General features: G+C 50.7%; 22 protein-coding genes. 11 read left to right on the top strand and 11 right to left on the bottom strand.

Annotated elements, in window-relative coordinates; genetic code table 11:
- Nucleotides 1-647: 647 nt before the first annotated feature.
- Genes DSM465_RS0113215 through DSM465_RS0113205 form a run of 3 tightly spaced genes read left to right on the top strand, consistent with a single transcriptional unit; the run spans nucleotide 648 to nucleotide 4,044 of the window.
- Nucleotides 648-1,931: a UDP-glucose dehydrogenase family protein gene (locus tag DSM465_RS0113215; RefSeq protein ID WP_029761540.1), complete on the top strand. Its 1,284-nt coding sequence runs from the start codon at nucleotides 648-650 to the stop codon at nucleotides 1,929-1,931.
- Complete coding sequence (locus tag DSM465_RS0113210) at nucleotides 1,928-2,884, top strand: NAD-dependent epimerase/dehydratase family protein (RefSeq protein ID WP_008878947.1); 957 nt, start codon at nucleotides 1,928-1,930, stop codon at nucleotides 2,882-2,884. Before DSM465_RS0113215 ends, DSM465_RS0113210 begins: the two co-directional genes overlap by 4 nt.
- Entirely contained in the window at nucleotides 2,881-4,044 is a 1,164-nt protein-coding gene (locus tag DSM465_RS0113205) for a glycosyltransferase family 4 protein (protein ID WP_011886954.1), read from the top strand. Before DSM465_RS0113210 ends, DSM465_RS0113205 begins: the two co-directional genes overlap by 4 nt.
- A gap of 74 nt (nucleotides 4,045-4,118) precedes the next feature.
- Here DSM465_RS0113205 and DSM465_RS0113200 read toward each other — a convergent pair whose 3' ends face one another.
- From DSM465_RS0113200 to DSM465_RS0113190, 3 genes are read right to left on the bottom strand one after another with little or no spacing between them, the layout of a single operon-like run.
- Nucleotides 4,119-4,736 carry a hypothetical protein gene (locus DSM465_RS0113200; RefSeq protein ID WP_008878949.1) on the bottom strand — a complete coding sequence of 206 codons (618 nt, stop codon included), beginning with the start codon at nucleotides 4,734-4,736 and terminating at the stop codon, nucleotides 4,119-4,121.
- A 9-nt stretch (nucleotides 4,737-4,745) separates the two neighbouring features.
- Nucleotides 4,746-5,765, bottom strand: a complete 1,020-nt coding sequence (locus DSM465_RS0113195) for a CotS family spore coat protein (RefSeq protein WP_029761539.1) — start codon at nucleotides 5,763-5,765, stop codon at nucleotides 4,746-4,748.
- 5 nt (nucleotides 5,766-5,770) lie between these two features.
- Entirely contained in the window at nucleotides 5,771-6,910 is a 1,140-nt protein-coding gene (locus tag DSM465_RS0113190) for a glycosyltransferase family 4 protein (protein WP_008878951.1), read from the bottom strand.
- A gap of 228 nt (nucleotides 6,911-7,138) precedes the next feature.
- Between DSM465_RS0113190 and DSM465_RS0113185 the strand changes: the two genes are divergently transcribed.
- Nucleotides 7,139-8,188, top strand: a complete 1,050-nt coding sequence (locus DSM465_RS0113185; protein WP_011886952.1) for a CotS family spore coat protein — start codon at nucleotides 7,139-7,141, stop codon at nucleotides 8,186-8,188.
- A gap of 168 nt (nucleotides 8,189-8,356) precedes the next feature.
- Here the strand turns inward: DSM465_RS0113185 and DSM465_RS0113180 are convergent, their stop codons facing one another.
- Together DSM465_RS0113180 and fabI are read right to left on the bottom strand one after the other, a co-directional pair.
- Complete coding sequence (locus DSM465_RS0113180) at nucleotides 8,357-8,764, bottom strand: CotO family spore coat protein (protein WP_029761538.1); 408 nt, start codon at nucleotides 8,762-8,764, stop codon at nucleotides 8,357-8,359.
- A 117-nt stretch (nucleotides 8,765-8,881) separates the two neighbouring features.
- The gene (gene fabI, locus DSM465_RS0113175) at nucleotides 8,882-9,658 is read right to left on the bottom strand and encodes an enoyl-ACP reductase FabI (RefSeq protein WP_008878954.1); all 777 of its coding nucleotides are present in this window, start codon (nucleotides 9,656-9,658) and stop codon (nucleotides 8,882-8,884) included.
- A gap of 199 nt (nucleotides 9,659-9,857) precedes the next feature.
- On the opposite strand from fabI, the gene DSM465_RS0113170 reads away from it, so the two are divergent.
- Both DSM465_RS0113170 and prpE read left to right on the top strand, forming a co-directional pair.
- On the top strand, nucleotides 9,858-11,036 hold the full coding sequence (locus DSM465_RS0113170; protein ID WP_008878955.1) for an FtsW/RodA/SpoVE family cell cycle protein: 1,179 nt from the start codon (nucleotides 9,858-9,860) through the stop codon (nucleotides 11,034-11,036).
- A gap of 117 nt (nucleotides 11,037-11,153) precedes the next feature.
- Nucleotides 11,154-11,891: a bis(5'-nucleosyl)-tetraphosphatase PrpE gene (gene prpE / locus DSM465_RS0113165; RefSeq protein ID WP_008878956.1), complete on the top strand. Its 738-nt coding sequence runs from the start codon at nucleotides 11,154-11,156 to the stop codon at nucleotides 11,889-11,891.
- A gap of 8 nt (nucleotides 11,892-11,899) precedes the next feature.
- On the opposite strand, the gene DSM465_RS0113160 is transcribed toward prpE, so the two are convergent.
- The 4 genes from DSM465_RS0113160 to DSM465_RS0113145 all read right to left on the bottom strand — a co-directional run bounded on the left by DSM465_RS0113160 (nucleotide 11,900) and on the right by DSM465_RS0113145 (nucleotide 14,869).
- Nucleotides 11,900-12,799, bottom strand: coding sequence for an RluA family pseudouridine synthase (locus tag DSM465_RS0113160; protein WP_029761537.1), 900 nt, complete (start codon nucleotides 12,797-12,799; stop codon nucleotides 11,900-11,902).
- Nucleotides 12,800-12,914: 115 nt separating this feature from the next.
- The gene (locus DSM465_RS0113155; protein WP_029761536.1) at nucleotides 12,915-13,730 is read right to left on the bottom strand and encodes an NAD kinase; all 816 of its coding nucleotides are present in this window, start codon (nucleotides 13,728-13,730) and stop codon (nucleotides 12,915-12,917) included.
- Nucleotides 13,727-14,365, bottom strand: coding sequence for a GTP pyrophosphokinase (locus DSM465_RS0113150; RefSeq protein ID WP_029761535.1), 639 nt, complete (start codon nucleotides 14,363-14,365; stop codon nucleotides 13,727-13,729). Before DSM465_RS0113150 ends, DSM465_RS0113155 begins: the two co-directional genes overlap by 4 nt.
- A 126-nt stretch (nucleotides 14,366-14,491) precedes the next feature.
- Entirely contained in the window at nucleotides 14,492-14,869 is a 378-nt protein-coding gene (locus tag DSM465_RS0113145; RefSeq protein ID WP_029761534.1) for a UPF0738 family protein, read from the bottom strand.
- 134 nt (nucleotides 14,870-15,003) lie between these two features.
- On the opposite strand from DSM465_RS0113145, the gene DSM465_RS0113140 reads away from it, so the two are divergent.
- From DSM465_RS0113140 to DSM465_RS0113120, 5 genes are all read left to right on the top strand, one after another.
- Entirely contained in the window at nucleotides 15,004-15,591 is a 588-nt protein-coding gene (locus tag DSM465_RS0113140) for a CYTH domain-containing protein (RefSeq protein ID WP_008878961.1), read from the top strand.
- Nucleotides 15,591-16,199, top strand: a complete 609-nt coding sequence (locus DSM465_RS0113135) for a lytic transglycosylase domain-containing protein (RefSeq protein WP_029761533.1) — start codon at nucleotides 15,591-15,593, stop codon at nucleotides 16,197-16,199. Before DSM465_RS0113140 ends, DSM465_RS0113135 begins: the two co-directional genes overlap by 1 nt.
- 101 nt (nucleotides 16,200-16,300) lie before the next feature.
- Nucleotides 16,301-16,714, top strand: a complete 414-nt coding sequence (locus DSM465_RS0113130) for a globin domain-containing protein (RefSeq protein WP_008878963.1) — start codon at nucleotides 16,301-16,303, stop codon at nucleotides 16,712-16,714.
- Nucleotides 16,707-17,600 (top strand): ClpXP adapter protein SpxH, encoded by an 894-nt coding sequence (gene spxH, locus DSM465_RS0113125; protein WP_029761532.1) that lies wholly within the window; start codon nucleotides 16,707-16,709, stop codon nucleotides 17,598-17,600. Before DSM465_RS0113130 ends, spxH begins: the two co-directional genes overlap by 8 nt.
- Nucleotides 17,601-17,871: 271 nt before the next feature.
- A complete protein-coding gene (locus DSM465_RS0113120; protein ID WP_011886943.1) occupies nucleotides 17,872-18,069 on the top strand; it encodes a hypothetical protein in 198 nt (65 codons plus the stop codon).
- A 13-nt stretch (nucleotides 18,070-18,082) separates the two neighbouring features.
- Here the strand turns inward: DSM465_RS0113120 and pepF are convergent, their stop codons facing one another.
- A complete protein-coding gene (gene pepF / locus DSM465_RS0113115; RefSeq protein WP_029761530.1) occupies nucleotides 18,083-19,906 on the bottom strand; it encodes an oligoendopeptidase F in 1,824 nt (607 codons plus the stop codon).
- A gap of 32 nt (nucleotides 19,907-19,938) precedes the next feature.
- Nucleotides 19,939-21,225: a competence protein CoiA gene (locus DSM465_RS0113110; protein WP_035498520.1), complete on the bottom strand. Its 1,287-nt coding sequence runs from the start codon at nucleotides 21,223-21,225 to the stop codon at nucleotides 19,939-19,941.
- Nucleotides 21,226-21,369 lie beyond the last annotated feature (144 nt).

Here is a 21,369-nt window from a genome sequence, read left to right as displayed (position 1 = left end):
CGTCCAAACAGCGCAGCCGGCGCTTCATTTTAGGCAGTGCCGTCTTCTCGCTGACTAGTGCGCTTGTCTACACCATTTCTTTTTCTCTTACATAAACTGTTACTAATCGACCATTGCGCTAAGAGGAACTGACGATCTCGCCTGTTATTTGATGTTTTCAACAATTACAGCCTGTTGGAAATCGAAACTGACGTCATCGGCGAACGGAAGAACGAAAAGATATGGCTTATACAAAAAAGAAAAACAGGCCAGCGGTACGTGCTCAAGCAGCTAAATGAGGAGCAAACCGATTTTCCCCTCTTGCTTCATTCCAAACGATACGAGACAGGATTTCATGCCCCTAAATTTTCTAAACTAAAACAAAGCAATATTATGTTCATCGAAAAAACCGCTATTACTATTGCATGGACTTATGGCTCCGGCAAGCCTCTTGTCCCATAACCGACCGCGGGGATGATCACCTTTTTGACCACCACTCCCCCTCCTTGTCCTCTATATCCTTGTCGTATTCGTTTCCGAATGACATGGGAGATTGTCTTCCCAAAATAGGCTGCTTTATTTCCGGCGTTTTAGGCGCTTGCCATAGCAAACAAAACTTGTCCGTTAATACGCTATAAAAGAAGATTTCGTGAAGGAGGCCTATTAGCATGAATATCTGCATCATCGGCGCTGGCTACGTCGGACTGACCACTGCAGCCGTCCTCGCTGAACTTGGGCATGAGGTGCATTGCATCGACCATGATGAACGGAAAATTCACCTGCTCAACAACGGAGAAGTTCCGTTTTATGAGCCGGGGTTAGAAGAGTTAATCACTAAAAATTGTAACTATTTAACATTTAGCGGCCGCTGGGATTATATTAAACGGGCGGCCGTCATTGTCATTTGCGTCGGCACTCCGCCGCGGCCGGACGGCAGCGCCGACTTACGCTATATCGAAGCGGTGCTCGACCGTTTAGCCGCCACGATCGAATCGTACAAAACGATCGTCACAAAAAGCACTGTCCCTCCGGGGACGAATGAATGGATGCGCGCTGAACTCATCCGAAAAGGAGTAGCCCCACATTTATTCCGCATCGTATCCAATCCGGAGTTTTTGCGCGAAGGGTCGGCTGTTTACGATATGTTTCATCCGGACAAAATCGTTGTCGGCCTCGAGCCGGATGACGATCGGTCGCTTGCTGTCGTGCAGACCATGTATGCCGGCATCAACGCTCCTTACGTCACGACAAGCCTCACCGGGGCGGAACTGATCAAATATGCCGCCAACGCCTTTTTAGCAACCAAAATATCCTTTATCAACGAAATGGCGCGCATTTGCGACGCATTTGCCGTCGATATCAACGACGTCGCCCGCGGGATTGGCTTCGACCCGCGCATAGGACCGCATTTTTTGCAAGCTGGTCTCGGCTATGGAGGCTCCTGCTTCCCCAAAGATGTGAAAGCACTCGAACATGCGGCGCGCTCGCGTGATGTCGAGCCCCGCTTGCTACAGGCAGTCCAATCTGTCAACGCCACTCAAATTGACGTTTGTCTCAACAAACTGAATAAAGAGCTTGCTCCGTTGAACGGTAAAAAAATAGCCGTGCTTGGCATCGCCTTTAAGCCGAACACAGACGATACCCGCTTTTCCCCCGCCGAAGCGCTCATCCGTCAGTTAAGTGGATCGGGCTGCACGGTCGCTGCCTACGACCCGAAGGCGACGCTAACGGCACCGCTTGCCAATGTCATACAAGTACAATCGGTGCACGAAGCGATCCAAGACGCAGATGCCCTGATCATCGCCACCGACTGGGACGAATTTCGCACACTTGACTGGTCAGAAGTGAAAGCGGCAATGAACGGGACACTCGTCTTTGACGGACGAAATTGCTTAGATCGCCGCGCTGTCGAACAAAGCGGCTTGCGCTACGTGGGGGTGGGACGTCCATGAACATTCTCGTCACTGGAGCGGCCGGATTTATCGGCTCTCATTTATGTGAAAAACTGCTCGAAAACGATCAACACCAAGTCATCGGCGTCGACGGCTTTATCGGGCCAACACCGGCGCCGCTGAAGATGAAAAACATCGCCCATTTGCAATCCCATCCGCGGTTTACGTTGGTTGAGACGGATTTGCTGACAGCCGACTTGCCAGCATTGTTAAAAGATGTGGAAGCCGTATACCATTTAGCCGGTATGCCCGGCGTGCGAACAAGCTGGGGAACGGACTTTGCCGACTATGCAGTGCACAACATTTCCGTTACACAACGGCTGTTGGAAGCGTGCAAAGACTTGCCCCTCAAACGGTTCATCTATGCTTCAACCTCGTCCGTTTACGGTGAACGGAGTGGTCCGCTGTCGGAAACGCTCGAACCAGTTCCGCTCTCTCCATACGGCATTACAAAGCTCACAGGCGAGCATTTATGCCGCGTCTATTTCCGCGAGTTTGCCGTACCAGTTGTCATTTTGCGCTATTTTACCGTTTACGGGCCACGCCAACGCCCCGATATGTCGTTCCACCGCTTTATTCGCCAACTGCTCGCTGGTCAGCCGCTCACCGTATTCGGCGACGGAACGCAATCGCGCGATTTCACCTATATTTCCGATTGCATCGACGGGACGGCAGCCGCGCTCGAACGAGATCATGTAATCGGGGAAACGATCAACATCGGCGGGAAAGAACGTGCATCCGTGAATGATGTGATTCACTTGCTTGAAGTGTTGACCGGAAGAAAGGCGACGATCCACTATACGTCCGCCGCCCGCGGGGAGCCGAAACAGACATGGGCCGACTTGACAAAAGCAGAACAGCTGCTCGCATACGAACCGACTATCACGCTCATAGATGGATTGCAAAAAGAAATCGAATACATCCGTTCGTTATACAAGGGTGAGCAGCCATGAACATCGCCTACGTTTGCACGGAAAAACTGCCTTCACCAGCAATAAAGGGCGGTGCGATTCAAGTCATGATTGACGGAATCGCACCGTTCATTGCCCGCTCCCACAAACTAACCATTTTTTCTGTAGCCGATCCGCTCTTGCCATCTGAAGAGACGGTCGAAAACATCCACTATATCCGTTTTCCGAAGATGACATACGAAGCCGATGTAGCGCGCGCGCTAGCTGCAAACCGTTTCGACGTCGTCCACGTGTTCAATCGCCCTGCGCCTCTCGCTAGTTACCAAACCGCAGCACCGCACAGCGCCTTTGTGCTGAGTCTCCATAACGACATGTTTTCGCCGCTGAAAATCACGCCGACGGAAGCTGAACGGGCACTGATGGCTTGTACGCGGCTTACCGCCGTTAGCGAATATATTAAACGGACAGTGACAGGCCGCTATCCGGTTGATCCTCAAAAAATTAACGTGATTTATTCCGGAGTGGACTTAGATCAATACGTTCCGGTTTGGACGGAAGAAGGGGCGCGCATCCGCCAATCTTTGCGTGAGGAACATGGACTCGTCGACAAAAAAGTCATTTTATTTATCGGTCGTCTTAGCAAAACAAAAGGCCCACATGTCCTGATTCACTCCTTGCCGTCCCTGCTGACACGCCATCCCGAGGCAGTGCTTGTCATCACTGGTGGGAAGTGGTTTAGCGACAACAGCCGAAACGAATATATTGATTGGTTGCATCAACTCGCTGCGCCGTTAGGTGACCACGTCATCTTCACGAATTACATTCCGCACTTTCATATTCCAAAACTGCTGTTAATGGCCGATGTATTTGTATGCAGCTCCCAATGGCACGAGCCGCTCGCCCGCGTCCATTACGAAGCGATGGCCGCTGGCATTCCAGTCGTGACGACCAACCGCGGTGGCAACGCCGAAATCGTCCGACACGGACAAACGGGCATCGTCATTGATGATTACACGAACAAGCAAGCCTTTGCCGAGGCCATCAGCTACATGCTTGAACAAAAAGAACATGCCGAACGCATGGCCAAAACAGCACGAAAACTTGTGGAAACACATTTTCAGTTCAAACATGTCGCCAGCCGTCTTGAGGCTGTTTATGCGGAAGCGCTCGCCAGCCATAAGAGCCAAACTTCTTCCCTCTAGCAGCAATGCCTTCTGGGTATACAGAACAGACAAAAACAAAGGATGCCCGCCCTATGAGGCAGCATCCTTTTGTCTTATCCAATCGCAAACATATTGCTTCTTTTGTTTGTCCCGGCTGCTTTTGGACGGTTGGCATAGGTGGAAGAAAGAACAAATGGAACGGCCACCTGCCGCTGAACTGCCTGTTGCAAAGCCTTTTTGCTCTCTTGCTCTGCTAGCTGACGCTGTTTTTGTCCACTGTCTGCTACCGATTGCTTCACTAGCTCCAGTATTTCGCTTTGAACCTCGTTCGTCTTCCATTTCTCCTGCTGGCTCTGTTTTTGAAGGGTATCGTCTGCTGCTTGTTTCACTGACACCAGCTCTTCGTTTTGAACCGTCTTTTTCAGCCGTGTTTCCCGACGGCTTTCTTTTTTCCGCTTAACGGTTCGCTTTTCTTTTTTGCTCTTCTCCAGTTGCCTTAGTGGCAGCGGGATAACAGCTTCTTGTCCTTCCCCTTCCGTGCCCAACTCAACAAGGACAGGCGGCAAGTCAACGTCTGTTTCCTCTTCTTCCTCGTCTTCCCCTTCTTCCTCTAATCCAAGCAATAGCTGATCGAAAAACTCATCATCTTCTATCCATCCCCATCCCATCGGCCCAGGCGGGGAAAAACGAAACGGCTGCAAATCGAGTTTCGGAATGTGGTCCAACCTCATGCACCTCCTTTACAAAAGCGATGGCAGCGGCGTGCGGTGGAGCGCGTCTTGTTTTGACCGCTCAACCGTAATAGCCGTCTGTATCTCCCACATATATTTTTCATCTGACCAATTGTCTTTCGCCTTTAAATAATACTTGCGGGCGACAGAAGCAAACAAGTGTGGAAACAACAGCTCCGCTTCGAGCAGCCTGTATTGATCGTCGGTAAGCGGATGGACGCGATGGTACGCTTGCAGAAGCCGTGCAGCCAGTTCTTCATCCCACACCGCCATCTTTTTCATGATTTTATGGAGCAGCACTTGAATGTCGCGCACCGGCAAGTCGATGACGACTGCGGGAAGATAACTCATCATCATCGTCTCCTCCGTTTCGATAAGGTGTGACAAGGAAATATCTTTATGGATAAATCCTGTCCACCGGTTCGGTCCGGCTGTCCATTCAGCGTAGGCGTCGCTCTCTAGTTGCTTGGTCGCCTCTTCAGCTGCGGCGATCATTGCGTCAGCGGCTTCAAAAAACAGGACAGAAAACGGATCATCGGCAAATGCGGCTGCCATTTTCTTGTAGCCAGACAGCTCTTGCAATTTCCAAGTATACGCCTTTGGCCACTTTCCAAGCCGGTTTCGTTTTTTCGCCTTCGAGCTTGGAGAAAACTGTTGCGAGGCGGCGTGGAACAAACCAAGAAATTCGAACGCATTTTCAAGCTGTTCGACATTGTAATAGCCCACTTCCTTGCCACTGACGGCATCGTATAGCGCGTATGCCTGCTCCCCTCCTGCGACGCATAGACCGCCGTTTTTCGTCCGGCATAACGGGGCAATCGGAAACTGCCGCTGCTGCAAATGCCAATGCGCCTCGGCATAAAACAGCATCCGCTCCGGCAGCGTCGCCCGTTGCCGCAACACTTTCTCTCCCTCATCTGTAGCAACCGTCCAGACCGTTTCCTTCGGCCGCATCACCTGAAGCTCAATCTGCTCAACTTCGTACGGATACAGTTCGAGTACTTTGTCAGCAATCCATTGTGACTGCAACCGCTTTACCCCCTTTCTTCCCCGTAAGCGCGCAACAACTTTGCGGCTACCACTTCCCAGTTGAATTCCCGTTCGACCTTCTGCCGCCCGTATTTGCCCATTTGGATGGAAGATGATGGTTCGTCAAACAGCTTATTAATGAGTGCTGCGTACGCTTCAGGGTTGCTGAAATCTTTGACGATATAACCATTTTTGCCGTTCTCAATCACCTCGGGGTTTCCCCCGCGATTGCTCGTAATGATCGGCAGCCCGGCCGCCATCGCCTCATAATGAACGCGTGCCAATGGCTCTTGCCACTGGGACGGGCAAACGAACAAATCAGCCATCGTGTACAGCTGTGGAATTTGCTCCGGCTTGACAAATTGAATGAACATCGCATTGTTTTCGTACATCGCCCCAAGGGTATACAAGTAACGGACGTAGCTGTTCACCTCGTTGTCGCCAAACCATTTCGAGCCGACAAACACGATCACCGCTTCTGGGTGCTTTTTGATGATTGACGGCAACGCCTCAAGAAGCAAATGGGCGCCTTTCACTTTGCTTAATCGCCCGACAAACAGCACAACTTTTCTTCCCTCGAGCCCGAGCTCACGGCGGATAGCCGCATAGATTTTCTCCCCTTGCGCTGTCCATTTCGGTTGGAACGTCTCGACATCGACCCCTGAATAAACGGTCGCTACTTTTCCAATCGCCTGTGGAAAGCGATCGCAAATGGTCATCTTGATATAGTCACTCACAGTTACAATTTGTTTGACTGCGTTGATACAATCGACTCCTTCGGCATAGGAAATTTTATCGTCGCGGAACATTTCATTATGGATGCTTAACACAAGAGCACTGTCTGGTGAAGCTTCACGGATGTGGCGAATCCAGCGCGGCCGATTGCATACGTGAATGACGTCATACGTTTCCGTGCGCAAATGGTTGGCCACTTCTTGTATATATGTTTCTTGGGAGAAACGTCGATAGGATACCCCATTTTTGTTTTTCTCCACGTCCGGCAGATCACGGTCGCGAATCGACAACACAGTGACGTCGTGTTTTCGCGCCATGATCGCCGCTGTCGCATCGAGATAAATTTGTGTCGCCCCTCCCCGGATGGGCGGCACTGGCAGTTTTTCCGTCGCAATCATGGCGATTTTCATGAAATTTCCCCCGTCTTCTAAAAAAGTTCAGGCAAAAGTTTGTTTTTATATCATACGTGTGCTCCTTTCCCACTGTGCATGCCTATGCAGCAAACGGGCATCCGTCAAACGCCCTTCTAGGTGATGAACCGGCTGGACGTTCACCCATTTTTTTTAACTCGGGATAAATGGCTATAGACAGCAGCCGTCATCGACCATACAGTAGAAAAAAAAGGAAAGCAGGGACTGATGATGGCTGATCAAACCGTTTATTCAACCACGTCGCCAGTCACCAACGAACGGCTCGTCCACATGGCGCGGTTACTGTTAAAGCAGTGGGACGTCGAAGCCAAAGCGATTGAAGTCATACAAAGCGGGCAAATGGCACTCGTCTGGAAAGTGTATACCGATGACGGGCCGAAATGCCTAAAACGCATTCACCGTCCGAAAAAAAAGGCCCTCTTCTCGATTTACGCACAAGACACTTTGGCAAAAAAGGGGCTTTATGTTCCGCGCATCATTGAGACACGCAACCACCGCCTGTTTAAACAATACGGCCCGTTTTTATTTGTGCTGTACGACTGGATTGAAGGAACACCGTTTGATTTGAACGTCCACGACGATTTAATTGCTATGATCGAAGCCCTTGCTCATTTTCATGAGCAGTCAGTCGGCTACGAACCACCGCCCGGTGTTCCGGTATTCAGTAAACTCGGCAAATGGCCGAAGCATTATATGAAGCGATGCCGGCAACTCGAGGCATGGAAGCAGCTCGCCAAATTGGATCGCGACGATCCGTTTTCCCGCCTGTATTTGGCCGAAATCGACCGCTTTATTGAAAAAGGGGAGGAAGTGTTGCAACAACTACTAGAATCGTATTACGAGACATGGGTTGAGCAAATGAAGAAACGACCTTCACTTTGTCACCAAGACTATGGGACAGGGAACTCGCTGCGTGGAGAAGACGGAAACGTCTGGATCATCGATCTCGATACAACTGCCTTCGACTTGCCAATTCGCGATGTCCGTAAAATGATGGCACCGTTTCTTTTTGAAACAGACGAGAAAGGAAAAACAAAAGCCGATATCGTGCTTGAAGCGTATGAGGACGTGCGCCCGCTGACGAAAAAGGAAAAAAAGGTGCTGTTTATCGATCTACTGTTTCCGTATGATTTGCATGAGCTGGCGGTGGAAAAATATATCCGGAACGTGCCTATCACCGAAGCGGAACTGGCGGAAGCAATGGCTTATGAACAGGCAAAATGGGAGGAAATCGAGAGACGGCTCGATTCGTTGTAAAAAACGAGCGTTCCCAGAACGGCAGATGCCCCTAGGAACGCAGCTCACCACCGTAAGTCGGCGGACAATGCACAGCAACCAACATTTGTGCCCGCCGACTTCTTAACGTCTTAAACAACGGCATCGAGACAAAAAGATCTCCTGATTTCGAGGGGCATTGATCATCGATTATTGCACAAACCCGATCATCGTCACAGAAAGAAGCTGCGTGCGCTCGATGGCCGTTTCGTCTCCTTGTTCATCGACGACCGTCAATTCGGTCGCCGTGCACCGTTTCAGCACCCCTTCATAGCTTTGCTCTTTCGTGGCAAATTCACATTTGAGCGGCGGCAAATGGGCAGGCAGATCCGTTAAAAAAGCAAGTTTCTCATCAAGCGTCATCGCTTGAAACTCCCTTTTTTTGACGAAAAACGTTCTCTGCTCCTCCCCAACCTGTTGAGCGACACCGTCCGTTTTCTTCTGGCGAGAGCGATTCGCCCATGTAAACGTTTCTTGCATATGCGCCACGGCCCGCATGTCCTTTGGCTGCACAATGTAAAGCAGCGGCTTTGTTTCTACAACTTTTTCTTTCCGCACGCCAATCCCCCTTTCACGCTTGCCTTACCTTTATATATGTATGCCTTCCATTCCGATAATTGCCCTCAGACGGACAAAAAACAGCCGCCCCACGTACTAGGGCGGCTGCCTCTTTTTTTAGTATCCTAAAATATGGTATCCAGAGTCGACATGAATGATTTCCCCGGTGATGCCACGCGATAAATCGCTGAACAAAAACAGTGCTGCATCACCGACTTCCTCTTGCGTCGTCGTCCGACGGAGCGGTGCGCGCTCCTCGATCTCTTTTAAAATCGAGTTGAAATCGCTCACTCCTTTGGCCGACAGCGTGCGAATAGGGCCTGCGGAAATGGCGTTGACGCGGATGCCGTATTTGCCTAGATCGTTTGCCAAGTATTTGACACTCGCATCCAACGACGCTTTCGCCACTCCCATGATATTGTAGTTTTGCACAACGCGCTCACCGCCTAAGTACGTGAGAGTGACGATGCTGCCGCCTTCGGTCATGAGCTCTTTCGCCTCGCGTGCCACCGCAGTGAGGGAATAGGCGCTAATATTATGAGCAAGCAAAAAGCCGTCGCGGCTCACCTTCATGTACTCGCCGCTTAAATCATCCTTATTGGCATAGGCGATGCAGTGGGCGACACCATGAATAACGCCGACTTGTTCTTTAATTTGCGCAAAACATTGAACGATGTCCTCGTCATTTGCCACATCGCACGGCAACAGAAGCGAACGTTCATCTTCCAACGTATCGACAAGCGCCCGTACTTCCTTTTCAAACCGCTCTCCGGCGTATGTAAATACGAGTCGGGCACCGGCAGCGTGGAGCGAACGGGCGATTCCCCAGGCGATGCTCCGCTTGTTCGCCACCCCCATGACGACATATGTACGTCCTTCCAATGATAATGTCATTCGTTCATCCTCCTAATTATTATTTAATATTAGCACCAGGTGTTAATTCTATTATAGGATATGCCGCGGACAATGTAAATGAGCTGCCGCTCTTTTGCTTCCCGCTTTCTTGGCGCCGACGACGATTTTTCCCACTTTGCAAAACAAGCCGAATTCGTTAATATGGTATATGGTACATTTAAATGGAGAGGATCGTTCCATGGATCATGATCGTTTTTCCCAATCGAAACTCGATTACCACTTGTTGTTTGTTTTATTCTTAATGGCCGTCGTCAGCGCCATCGCCATCCATAGCGCGGAGGTGCTGTTGCCAGAGAAACTGCAAAATGTCAACTTCGCCGCCAAGCAGCTGCAATGGTACGCCATTGGTGCAGTCGTCATTGCCTTGACGATGATTATCGACTATGACCGTCTGTTTCAAATCGCTTGGTATTTGTATGGATTCGGGATGCTGCTATTGCTTGGCCTTGAGCTGAACGTCCCGGGGACTGTGACGGTCAAAGGGGCAACGAGCTGGTACAGCCTGCCGGGCGGGAACTTCCAGCCGTCTGAGCTGATGAAAATCTTTATGATCATCGTTCTCAGCCGTATCATTGTCAATCATCGGGAAAAATATCCCGATCCGACGGTTGGCGATGACTTCAAATTGCTCGGCAAAATCGCCGCTACTGTTTTGCCGCCACTCTTTTTGCTTGCTAAACAGCCGGATATGGGAATGTCGATGGTGTTTGTCGCCATCACCGCCACATTGGTGCTTATTTCCGGCATCCGTTGGCGCATTATTTTCGGCATCGTCTTTTCCGGAGTGGCAGCTGTGGCGACGATAGTCTTTATTTACTTTTATTTTCCTGATTTCTTTCATCAATATATCATTAAAGAAGACTATCAGTTAAACCGATTTTACGGCTGGCTTGCCCCGTATGAGTATTCAAACGAACAAGGGTTCCAACTCGTCCGTTCGCTTATGGCCATCGGGTCAGGGGAATTATATGGGAAAGGACTTGGCAATTTGCAAGTATACTTGCCTGAAGCACATACGGACTTTATTTTCGGCGTCATCGCCGAACAGTTCGGGTTTGTCGGCTCAAGCATCGTCGTCTCACTCTTCTTCCTGCTTGTCTATCGCCTTGTTCATACCGCGCTAGAGAGCAACGATTTGTACGGCAGCTGTTTATGCGCCGGTGTAGCGGGCATGATTACGTTTCAAGTGTTTCAAAACATCGGCATGACGATCGGACTCTTGCCAATTACGGGGCTGCCGCTGCCATTTATCAGTTACGGGGGAAGCTCGCTCGCCACTTATATGCTGGCCATTGGACTCGTCTTAAACGTCCATTCGCGGACAAGAAAATTTATGTTCGCTAGCGACGACGAATAGCCGCTTACTGCTTGCCGGTAAGCGGCTTTGCTTTTTTGCCTAACTCAAAATGTCTGTTCCTTCCGTCGGACGGGCACGCTGTTAGTAACTACACCCAACAGGAAAGGAGCACACAACATGCACATCGACATCATCGGTGACATTCATGGTTGTTATCGCGAATTTACCGCATTAACGGAAAAACTCGGTTATGTATGGGACGAAGGGATACCGATTCATCCAGACGGGCGGAAGCTCGGTTTTGTCGGTGATTTGACGGACCGCGGTCCTGAGTCGCTGAAAATGATTGACATCGTCTGCGCCCTTGTCGACCGCAAGCTTGCCCACTATGTGCCCGGCAACCATTGCAATAAATTATACCGCTTTTTTTTAGGGCGAAATGTGCAAGTCACCCACGGGCTCGAGACGACGGTCGCTGAGTACCATGCTTTGCCTCCGAGCGAACAAGAGATGATCCGCCGCAAGTTCATTCGTCTATATGAAGGAGCACCGCTCTATGCTGTTTTAGATGAGGGACGCCTCGTCATCGCCCACGCCGGCATTCGCCACGATTATATCGGCCGGATGGATAAAAAAGTGAAGACGTTTGTCCTTTACGGCGACATCACGGGCGAAACGAACCCAGACGGTACACCTGTGCGCCGCGACTGGGCAAAACGGTATCGCGGCGATGCGTGGATCGTGTACGGCCACACTCCGGTGGAAAAACCGCGCTTTGTCGGTCGAACCGTCAACATCGACACAGGCTGTGTATTTGGCGGTGCGCTGACTGCGTTGCGTTATCCGGAGATGACGACGGTCTCTGTCCCATCGTCGATGCCGCACGTACCCGAAAAGTTCCGTACATTTTCTTGACCTGATTTTCACTTGCGCGCCGCCTCAATGAGACGCGCCATATCATCAGGAAGCGGAGCGGTAAACGTATACAGCTGTCTGGCAAACGGGTGAAAAAAAGACAGCTGTCGGCTATGCAGCGCTTGGCGGCCGATTATCTCCCGGCTTCCTCCGTACAGCTCATCGCCGGCAAGCGGATGGCCAAGATAAGCCAAATGGACGCGGATCTGATGCGTACGCCCTGTCTCAAGCCGAAGCGAAACGTATGTATAGCCAGAAAGCCGCTCAAGCACACGGAAATGGGTGATGGCCCGCTTTCCATCCTCGCGCACTTCACGGGCGATGATGCTGTCGTTTTGCCGGCCGATCGGCGCGTCAATCGTCCCCTCCTCCTCGTCGATCACACCATGGCACACGGCCTCATACGTGCGCGTAACTTGTCCTTTTTGCTGCAATGTCGACAGCAAATGATGAACATGGCGATGCTTCGCGACGAGTACAAGCCCGGACGTGTCGCGGTCAAGCCGAGTGATGATATGGACGGTCGAATCAAGCTGCTGCTGCCGATAATGATGCAATAAGCCATTGGCAAGCGTTCCGCCTGGGTGGTGGCGCGACGGAATCGTCGCCAACCCCGCCGGTTTGTTGACAACAAGGACGTACTCGTCTTCATACACGATATCTAGCGGCATCGCTTCAGGGCCCATCCAGTCGCTTGTCCTCTCCGGTGGAAAGACGACCGAGAGCGTCTCACCAGCGCGCAACACGTGGCGGACCGTGACTGGACGGCTATTAACGTAGAGCGCCCCACCGTGAAATTTAATATCGGTGAGTGCAGTCCGCGAAATGCCGTTCTCTTGCAAAAATTGACGCAGCAGTTTTCCATCATGCTGTTCATTGATTGAAAATGTCAACGTAAATGGCGGCAATGGTCGTCTACCTCTCTGTCTATAGTTGCAAATTTTCGCCGTTGGGCGGCGGGCTAATCCAACTCCAGCACGCCAGCTGAACGCTGATCAGGCAACAACAATCGGACATTTGTTGTCAGTCAGCGATAAACGAATCACGCACCCGCCGCCAAAACGGAAACGGTCGGAAGCGGGCGAAACGCACTTTTTCATCGGCGACCCGGCACTGAATCGATTTGACCTCTTTGTGCAATAGTGACAAATGGTCGATCGTAATTTGAAAATCGACATTGTTGACAGGCTTTAGCAGACACGTATGATGCGCCGGCAGCACGAGTGGCGAACCGATCGTCCGGAAGACGCGGTTGTTGATCGACGCCATCTCCGTCACTTGAATCGCTTCAAGCGATGGATGCAAAATCGCCCCGCCGAGCGCTTTATTATATGCCGTGCTGCCGGTCGGCGTCGAAATGCACAGCCCGTCACCACGAAACCGTTCAAACAAGTCGCCGCGGATCTCAACGTCCATGACGAGCGTGCCGCTGACACATTTCACCGTACATTCATTGAGCGCCAAATACTTCGCCTCGCTCCCGCCGTTAAGATAGCGGATCGTCACCTCAAGCAACGGATACTCAACGACCTGGTACGGCGTTTTGGCGATAGCGATGACGAGCTTTTCAATTTCTTCCGGCACCCAGTCAGCATAAAAACCGAGATGACCGGTATGGATGCCGACGAACGCCGTCTTGTCCAACCGGTGGCAATAGCGATGGAACGCGTATAAAAGCGTTCCATCCCCACCTACGGAAATGATTAAGTCAGGGGCCTCTTCATCGTAACGCAAGTCGAAATCAAGCAAATACGTTTTCATCTTCTGCGCGAGGGCGTTCGAAGTATCATCCCCTTTTGAGGTAATGGCAAACGCCAGCGGTGCGTCCGTTCGTTTCATTGCCCTTCCCCTTTTGCTTCTTGTTTTCGTGAAAAAGCAGCTTGCGCTTCTTGAATCTCGAAGCGTATTTTCGACATTTCCTCATCAAGGCGGTAGGCTGCTTCTGCCGCACGCTGCAGCCGGGCTTTAATATCTTCCGGAAAACGGCCGCTATATTTATAATTGAGCGAATGTTCGATCGTCGCCCAAAAATTCATCGCCAACGTGCGAATTTGAATTTCGGCCAAAATGTTTTTCTCGCCGTGAATCGTCTGCACCGGGTAGCGGATTACAATGTGATATGAGCGATAGCCGCTTTCTTTTTTTTGCGTGACATAATCACGCTCCTCAACGATCGTAAAATCGTTGCGTTGGCGCAGTAACTTGACAACCGTTTTAATATCATCAACAAACTGACACATAATACGCAGCCCTGCAATATCTTGCATCTCTTCCTCGAGGCGGTCGAGCGGGATGTTTTTCTTTTGTGCTTTATCTAAAATGCTGGCAATGGGCTTCACCCGCCCAGTGACAAATTCAATCGGCGAATGCGTCTCACTCATCTCAAACTGAGCACGAATCCCCCTTAATTTTACTTTCAACTCTTCGACCGCCTGTTTATACGGGGCTAAAAACAAATCCCAATGTTTTACCATTGTATCACCTGCCCACATGTTTTTCATCTGCTTCGGCCTCTGCCGCTCTTTTTGGAGCATTCAACGGCCTACTTGGAGACCTGCGCTCCAACCCCGTCCCCCCTTAAAGGCAGGCACCCGGCTTGCTTACTCGGCAAAAAACACTTCTTGCACCGCTTGTTCAAACGTCTCGCCATAATTGGCGTTGTCGCGAATATTTTCAAGCAAGTAAGCTAATTCTTCGCCAAACTGTTCGAGTTCGAGCGCCATCCCTTCGCTCTCAAGCCAGATCGGTTCACCCTCGGCAAATGCCGCTTTCAACTCTGGCCACCACTGTTTCGGAATGATGACATAAAGAAAACGGTCATCGGTTTCCAAAATGTACACAAACGCCAATGCATCCGAATCGACGAGCATATGGCGTTTTGGCGTTACATGGGCAAGCGGAACCGGGACATTGTCAGCATACAGCCAAAGCCGACCGTCTTTCCGCTCCGCCCGTTCAACAGTCACTTTGTTGCTCATACTTTCTCTCCTTCCGCATCAACCATCCGCCCATTATTTTACCATATTCACCCTATGCAGACGAAATAATTGATATTCACCGCAAAACAACTGATAATAGAAAGAGACGATGTCTTGCTCGAAGGAGATCAATCATGTATCAAGAAGTGGAAATCGAATTAAAAAATTTGTTGACCGCAGCGGAATTCGACGCGGTTCGTGCTGCTTTCCGCCTCGATGATGGCGCTTTCCGTCGCCAAGAAAATCATTACTTTGACACCCCTTTGTTCGCCTTAAAAGAACAGGCGGCTGCATTGCGCATCCGGGTGAAAGACGGGCGCTTTACCTTGACGTTAAAACAAACGCAAACCGACGGAACGATCTTAGAAACGCACGAACCGCTCACGCCGTCCGAAGCAGAGGCATTGCTCGCCGGCGCAGCTCCACAGGGAGCGATCGCAGTACTGCTTAGGGAAATGAACGTCGACCCGCATGATGTCCGTTGCTTCGGCTCCCTCGTCACTGACCGTGCCGAATGGCCGCATGAAGGTGGCACGTTATGCCTTGACCATAACCGCTATTTGCAAAGCGAAGATTACGAACTTGAATATGAGACGGACAACGCTGAAGCGGGCGAAGAGCGATTTTTGCGCTTGCTCGGGACGCTCGGCATTCCACGCCGCCCGGCACCAAATAAAATCGCCCGCTTTTATGCACGCAAGTACGAAATGGAGGAAAGATGATGACCGTTTCACCGTTAAAACTGCTTGTCGAATGGCAATCACTCCAAACGCTCTCATCCAGGAGCTCAAGCTTATTGTCATCACCTGTTCCATCATTGTTTTCCAACTTGCTTGCCGAGTACCTCGAAAGCCAAGCGGAATCGTCAGCTCATGGGTTGCAGAATTCCACGCCTGCTAGCAGCAGCGATTCCACTAAACGGGACAGTCAGGCGACATCATCCTCGGTCGCGCCGTCTTCGATTGATGCGCTCATTGACGCTGCGGCCAAAAAATATGATGTCGACCCGCAGCTCGTCCGTGCTGTCATTCGCCACGAATCCAACTTCCGCCCGGACGCAAAAAGCCGAGCCGGGGCGCTTGGGTTAATGCAGCTCATGCCGAGCACGGCGAAAATGCTTGGGGTTGACAATCCGCTTGATCCTGCGCAAAACATCGACGGCGGGGTAAAATATTTGCGTCAGCTTCTTGACCGATACGACGGGAATACCACCCTTGCCTTGGCTGCTTATAACGCTGGGCCAGGCCGCGTCGACCGTTACGGCGGGGTCCCACCGTTTGCCGAAACGAAGGCGTACGTTGAGCGCGTACTGCGAAGCTATCGTGCGTAAATCGCCGTGTTCAAGTCACTTTGTTTGAGATAAACGTCTGCTGTTGATAAAATAGCAATCAAACGACGACGAATGACTTTCAAACAAAAGGAGCATCCGCAATGGGAGAACAATGGCAGACCCTTTATGAGGCGATCGGCGGAGAGGAAACGATTACGAAACTTGTCGAAGCGTTTTACCGACGCGTAGCCGCACATCCGGACTTGCGCCCGATTTTTCCGGACGATTTCACGGAAATCGCCCGTAAGCAGAAACAGTTTTTAACGCAATATTTGGGTGGGCCTCCGCTTTATACCGCCGAGCATGGCCACCCGATGATGCGGGCGCGTCATCTTCGGTTTGAAATTACACCGAAACGGGCGGAAGCATGGCTTGCCTGTATGCGAGCGGCGATGGATGAAATCGGCTTGTCCGGGCCGGCGCGCGAACAGTTTTATCACCGGCTTGTTCTCACCGCCCACCATATGGTCAATACCCCGGATCATTTGGACAGAAAGGAGCATTCCCTTGAATAAGAAGTTCGCTGGGAAAGCGGCGTCGTCTTATGCCCCTTCCCAGCCGCTAGGCAACACGAACAAACCGCTGGAGCTTTACTTATTTATTGATCCTTTATGCCCGGAATGCTGGGGGCTTGAACCGATCATCAAAAAGCTGAAGATTGAATACGGCCGTTTTTTTACCATAAGGTACGTATTGATCGGAAAGTGGGCGACATGGAACGCGCGCAAAGGAGCAAAATTGGAAGCGATGGCCAAGGCGTGGGAATGGACAGCTAGTCGCTCCGGCATGCCATGCGACGGAAGCGTCTGGCTGGAGAACCCGATCTCGAGTCCGTTTGCCCCATCACTCGCCATTAAAGCGGCGGAAATGCAAGGAAAACGGGCCGGCATTCGCTTTTTGCGCAAACTGCAGGAACAGCTGTTTCTCGAAAAACAAAACGTTGCTGACTTGAATGTACTGGCGGAATGTGCCGCCGAAGCCGGACTTGATGTGGATGAATTCCTGCGCGACATTCATTCACCAGGGGCAGCGAAAGCGCTCCAGTGTGATGTAAAAATCACCTCGGAAATGGATGTCGACGAAACGCCGACACTTGTGTTGTTTAATGAGAACATTGAAGACGAAGGCATAAAAATTTCCGGATGCTATCCGTACGACATTTACGTCGAATTAATCGCCGAAATGCTCGGCTTCCATCCCGAGCCGTCCTCTCCCCCTCCGCTCGAGTCATTTTTAAGCCATTTTAAATTTGTCGCCACGAAAGAAGTTGCCGTTGTGTACAACTGGACTATCCAAGAAGCGGAAACAGAAATGAAAAAGCTGCAGCTGAAGCAAAAAGTGGAGCGGGTGCCTGTCAAACACGGAACGTTTTGGCGCTATATCGAAGATGCGCGGTCTTAAACAAGAAGAAAGCCCGGCTGACGCCGGGCTTTCTTCTTGTTGTCAAGACAACAAAGGGGATGGGAGAAATTGTTCACGGTCAAACAAAGGGGTATCAGTTTTGTCTTCCGTTCACGCTTTTATCTTAACAAATGGCCACACAAATTGACAACCGCTTTGCTCGTTTGTTCACATTATTGTCATAATTGGCCTCGCCTTTGACACTTGTCATGATTACATAGCCAATGCACATATGATTCAATTAGAAGCAAACGAAAAGGGGCAGGCGTTTATGAAAAGACGAATCGTTTTATTCCTTTGGATCGTGGCTGTTGTGACTGCGTTTTTCCTCAATCTTTTAGGACTTATGCAACTGCTCCCTCTTTGGGCGACGATGCTTTTCTTGTTTCTCACATTGCTCGGGTTATTGACAGCTTGGAACCGCCGCCATCAGTTTAAAGGGTTTTCATCCAAACGGATGTGGCCATAACGCCACATCCTCTTTATTTTCCAAGCAAGCGCTCCATTTCTTCCAACTTCTCTGCAAACACTTGACACGCTTGACGAATCGGTTCAGCGCTCGTCATATCGACGCCAGCTTTTTTCAGCACCTCAATCGGATAATCAGAGCTGCCGGCTTTTAAAAACTCGATGTACCGTTTCACCGCCGGCTCGCCTTCCTCTAAAATCTGCTTGCTAAGCGCCGTTGCTGCGCTGAAGCCGGTCGCGTATTGATATACGTAATAGTTGTAATAAAAATGCGGGATGCGCGCCCATTCAAGACCAATTTCCTCATCAACCACCATATCATCACCGAAATATTTTTTGTTCAGGTCATAATAGAGCGATGTGAGCGTCTGTGCTGTCAGCGCCTCTCCTTCTTGCGCCTTCAGATGGATCAAATGCTCGAACTCGGCAAACATCGTTTGTCGAAAGACAGTACCGCGGAATCCTTCAAGATAATGGTTCAGCAAGTATAGCCGTTTTTTCTCATCATCGATCGTTTTCAACAAATAATCGTTCAGCAATGCCTCATTGCATGTCGACGCCACTTCAGCGACAAAAATCGAATAATGAGCATACGGATACGGCTGCGTTTTGCGCGTATAGTAACTATGGACTGAGTGGCCGAACTCATGTACGAGCGTAAACAAGTTGTTCACATTATCTTGCCAGTTCAGCAAAATATACGGGTGGGTGCCATACGCTCCTGACGAATAGGCTCCACTTCGTTTTCCTTTATTTTCGCGCACATCGACCCATCGGTTCTCAAGCCCTTCTTTGATGATCGACACATATTCCTCGCCAAGCGGCGCCAACCCGTCAAGCATATATTGCTTCGCTTCGTCGTATGTCACTTCCATTTTCACATCTTGCACGAGCGGAGTATATAAGTCATACATATGCAGCTCGTCAAGCCCTAGTACGCTTTTGCGCAGCCGCACATACCGGTGCAAAAGCGGTAAATGCTCATGAATTGTGGCAATTAAATTATCATAGACGCTTTCCGGTATATTGTTCGCATCTAACGCCGCTTCTCGTGCTGATTTGTAGCGACGGACGCGAGCAAAAAAGTTGTCTTTTTTCACCGTGCCCGCAAGTGTGTTGGCAAACGTGTTCTGGAACTTCTCGTACGTATGGTATACTGCATGAAACGCATCGCGACGAACGCGGCGGTCGGTACTTTCTAAAAATCGGATAAACCGGCCGTGCGTCACTTCCACTTCATCCCCATTTTCGTCGCGAATCGTCGGGAACGTTAAGTCAGCGTTGTTTAACGCACTGAACGTCGACGATGTCGCCTGCATCACCTCAGCAGCCTGTGCCAACAGCGCTTCTTCTTCAGCGGACAAGACGTGCGGGCGCTGGCGCGTGATTTCGTCTAACGCGTGCTCATACAGCCGAAGCGGTTCGTATTGCTCTAAAAACGAACGCAGCACCGCTTCATCGATGGCCAAAATTTCCGGCACGATAAACGCCATCGCGCTCGATGCTTCGCTGTACAACCCTTTCGCCCTGTCGTCGAGCCCTTGGTAAAACGAGTTCGTCGTGTCTTGGTCATAGCGCATATGGGCGTATGTATACAGCTTGCCGAGACGCATCGATACTTCATCTTGGTATTGCAGCGCTTCATACATCACTTCCGGCGATTCGCCAAGCCGCCCTTTGTATTCGCTGATTTTTGGAATCATCGCCTTTACTTGCTGAAACTCCTGTTCCCACACATCATCGGTTGGGAAAATGTCCTCGAGCCGCCACGTTTCCTCGACAGGGATTTCGCTCCGGGACGGGAGCGATTTCTTTGCCTTATTCTCTTCCACCGTCATAGTCCCTCCTTAAACAATCGATACACGAATTATTATTCACCATTTTCGCTCCCTTTTCCTGTTTTTTGCTCATTTTTCACGTCAGCTCCAAACTCAAGCATCGTCCGATATGATGCAAGCGTCGGTGTCTGGCAAATTTGCTCAAAAAAAACTGCATCTTGGCGGATGACGTCTTCGAATGTTGCTGGAAGCAACAGCGGCTTAGTCAAACAAATCCTTCTTCTCCCCTCATAGCGAAGATAACCGAGCAAACTTAACCAATGCAAATATTCATGGACTGCCTGCCGGTAATTGTCCTGACCGACAAGAGGCAGTCGACGTGGAGCGAGCAGCCCGGTGCGGATTTTCTCGTCAATCCACCGGAAGAGTGCCGTCAGCGCCATTGGCTTCCCTTGCTGACGAAGAAGCGGCAGAAGGACGTATGTTTGCCAAATGAACGGAGCTGTTTCCCATAAATAACCATGCGGCAATGGCCAGCCGGCTTCAATCGGAAACAGCGACGGAACGATGCCAGCATGGTAAAAATCAGCACAAATGCGGCGTGTCACCTTATTCGGATAAAGCGGGAACGTTTGGCGCCATTGTTTCTTGCCTTCAAGCCATTGCTTCCAAAATGTCGGCGGAAGCGGCTGCGCATAGGCAGTCAAAGTGGCGAAAGACAGTGAAGAAAGAGGAAGCGAATCGACGGTGACCAACGTGCGGCGCACCGACAGCGGCACAAGACGGGAAAGAAAGAGGAAACGTTTCGTTTCCGGACTATAGTACCGTATGTGAGGGACAGCAGAAAACGAAAAGCGGTGAGCAAACAGCCATTGAAAGCGGGAGAGCGACACTTCATTCGGGCGTTTCGGCGAGCGTCGTAAGTGATGAGCCCCTAACACCCAAAGCGGATGGATGCCGAGGCGGCGGTAGCCGTCATTGCGTTCGTAAAACAGCGACTCATCAATCGTGGAACATTGATATTCGAGGGCATACAGACGGGGACCATAACGGAATAACACATCAGGACGCTGCCCGATAGCGGTCAAATATGGCTCAAGCTTCGCTTCAATCCCTTGACGAACGAGCCATGTGAACAAATCACGCTTTCCGGTTAAATGCCGCTCCGATTCCGGTTCATGCTCGAACGGGCAGACCGTGCCTTTCCGGTGGGCGAAATGCGGCAGGCGACGGCGGCCGGATCGCAACACAACTTCTTTCCGACAGGCGGGACAAAAAAACGGTTCACCGTTTCTCAGCTGCATAAGCCGCTCCCGGTTCCACCGTTCCACCCCAGCAAGCGAAATCGTCCGGCCATCGGCTGAGATGGCGACAAACAAGAAACCCCCTCCCTTTCTCTTATTGTCGGCCTTCGTCCGTTTATTGTTTCGGCAAACGTCCACGTTTTTCCTGCCGATGGGGAACAGGCCAATAAAAAAAGCCCGCCAAGCCGGCGGACTTGCATCTCAAGCACTCAAAACATA

Origin of the sequence: Geobacillus thermodenitrificans subsp. thermodenitrificans DSM 465 (assembly GCF_000496575.1) — a bacterium.
Lineage (GTDB): Bacteria > Bacillota > Bacilli > Bacillales > Anoxybacillaceae > Geobacillus > Geobacillus thermodenitrificans.
This window is presented reverse-complemented; position numbering and strand designations above follow the sequence as displayed.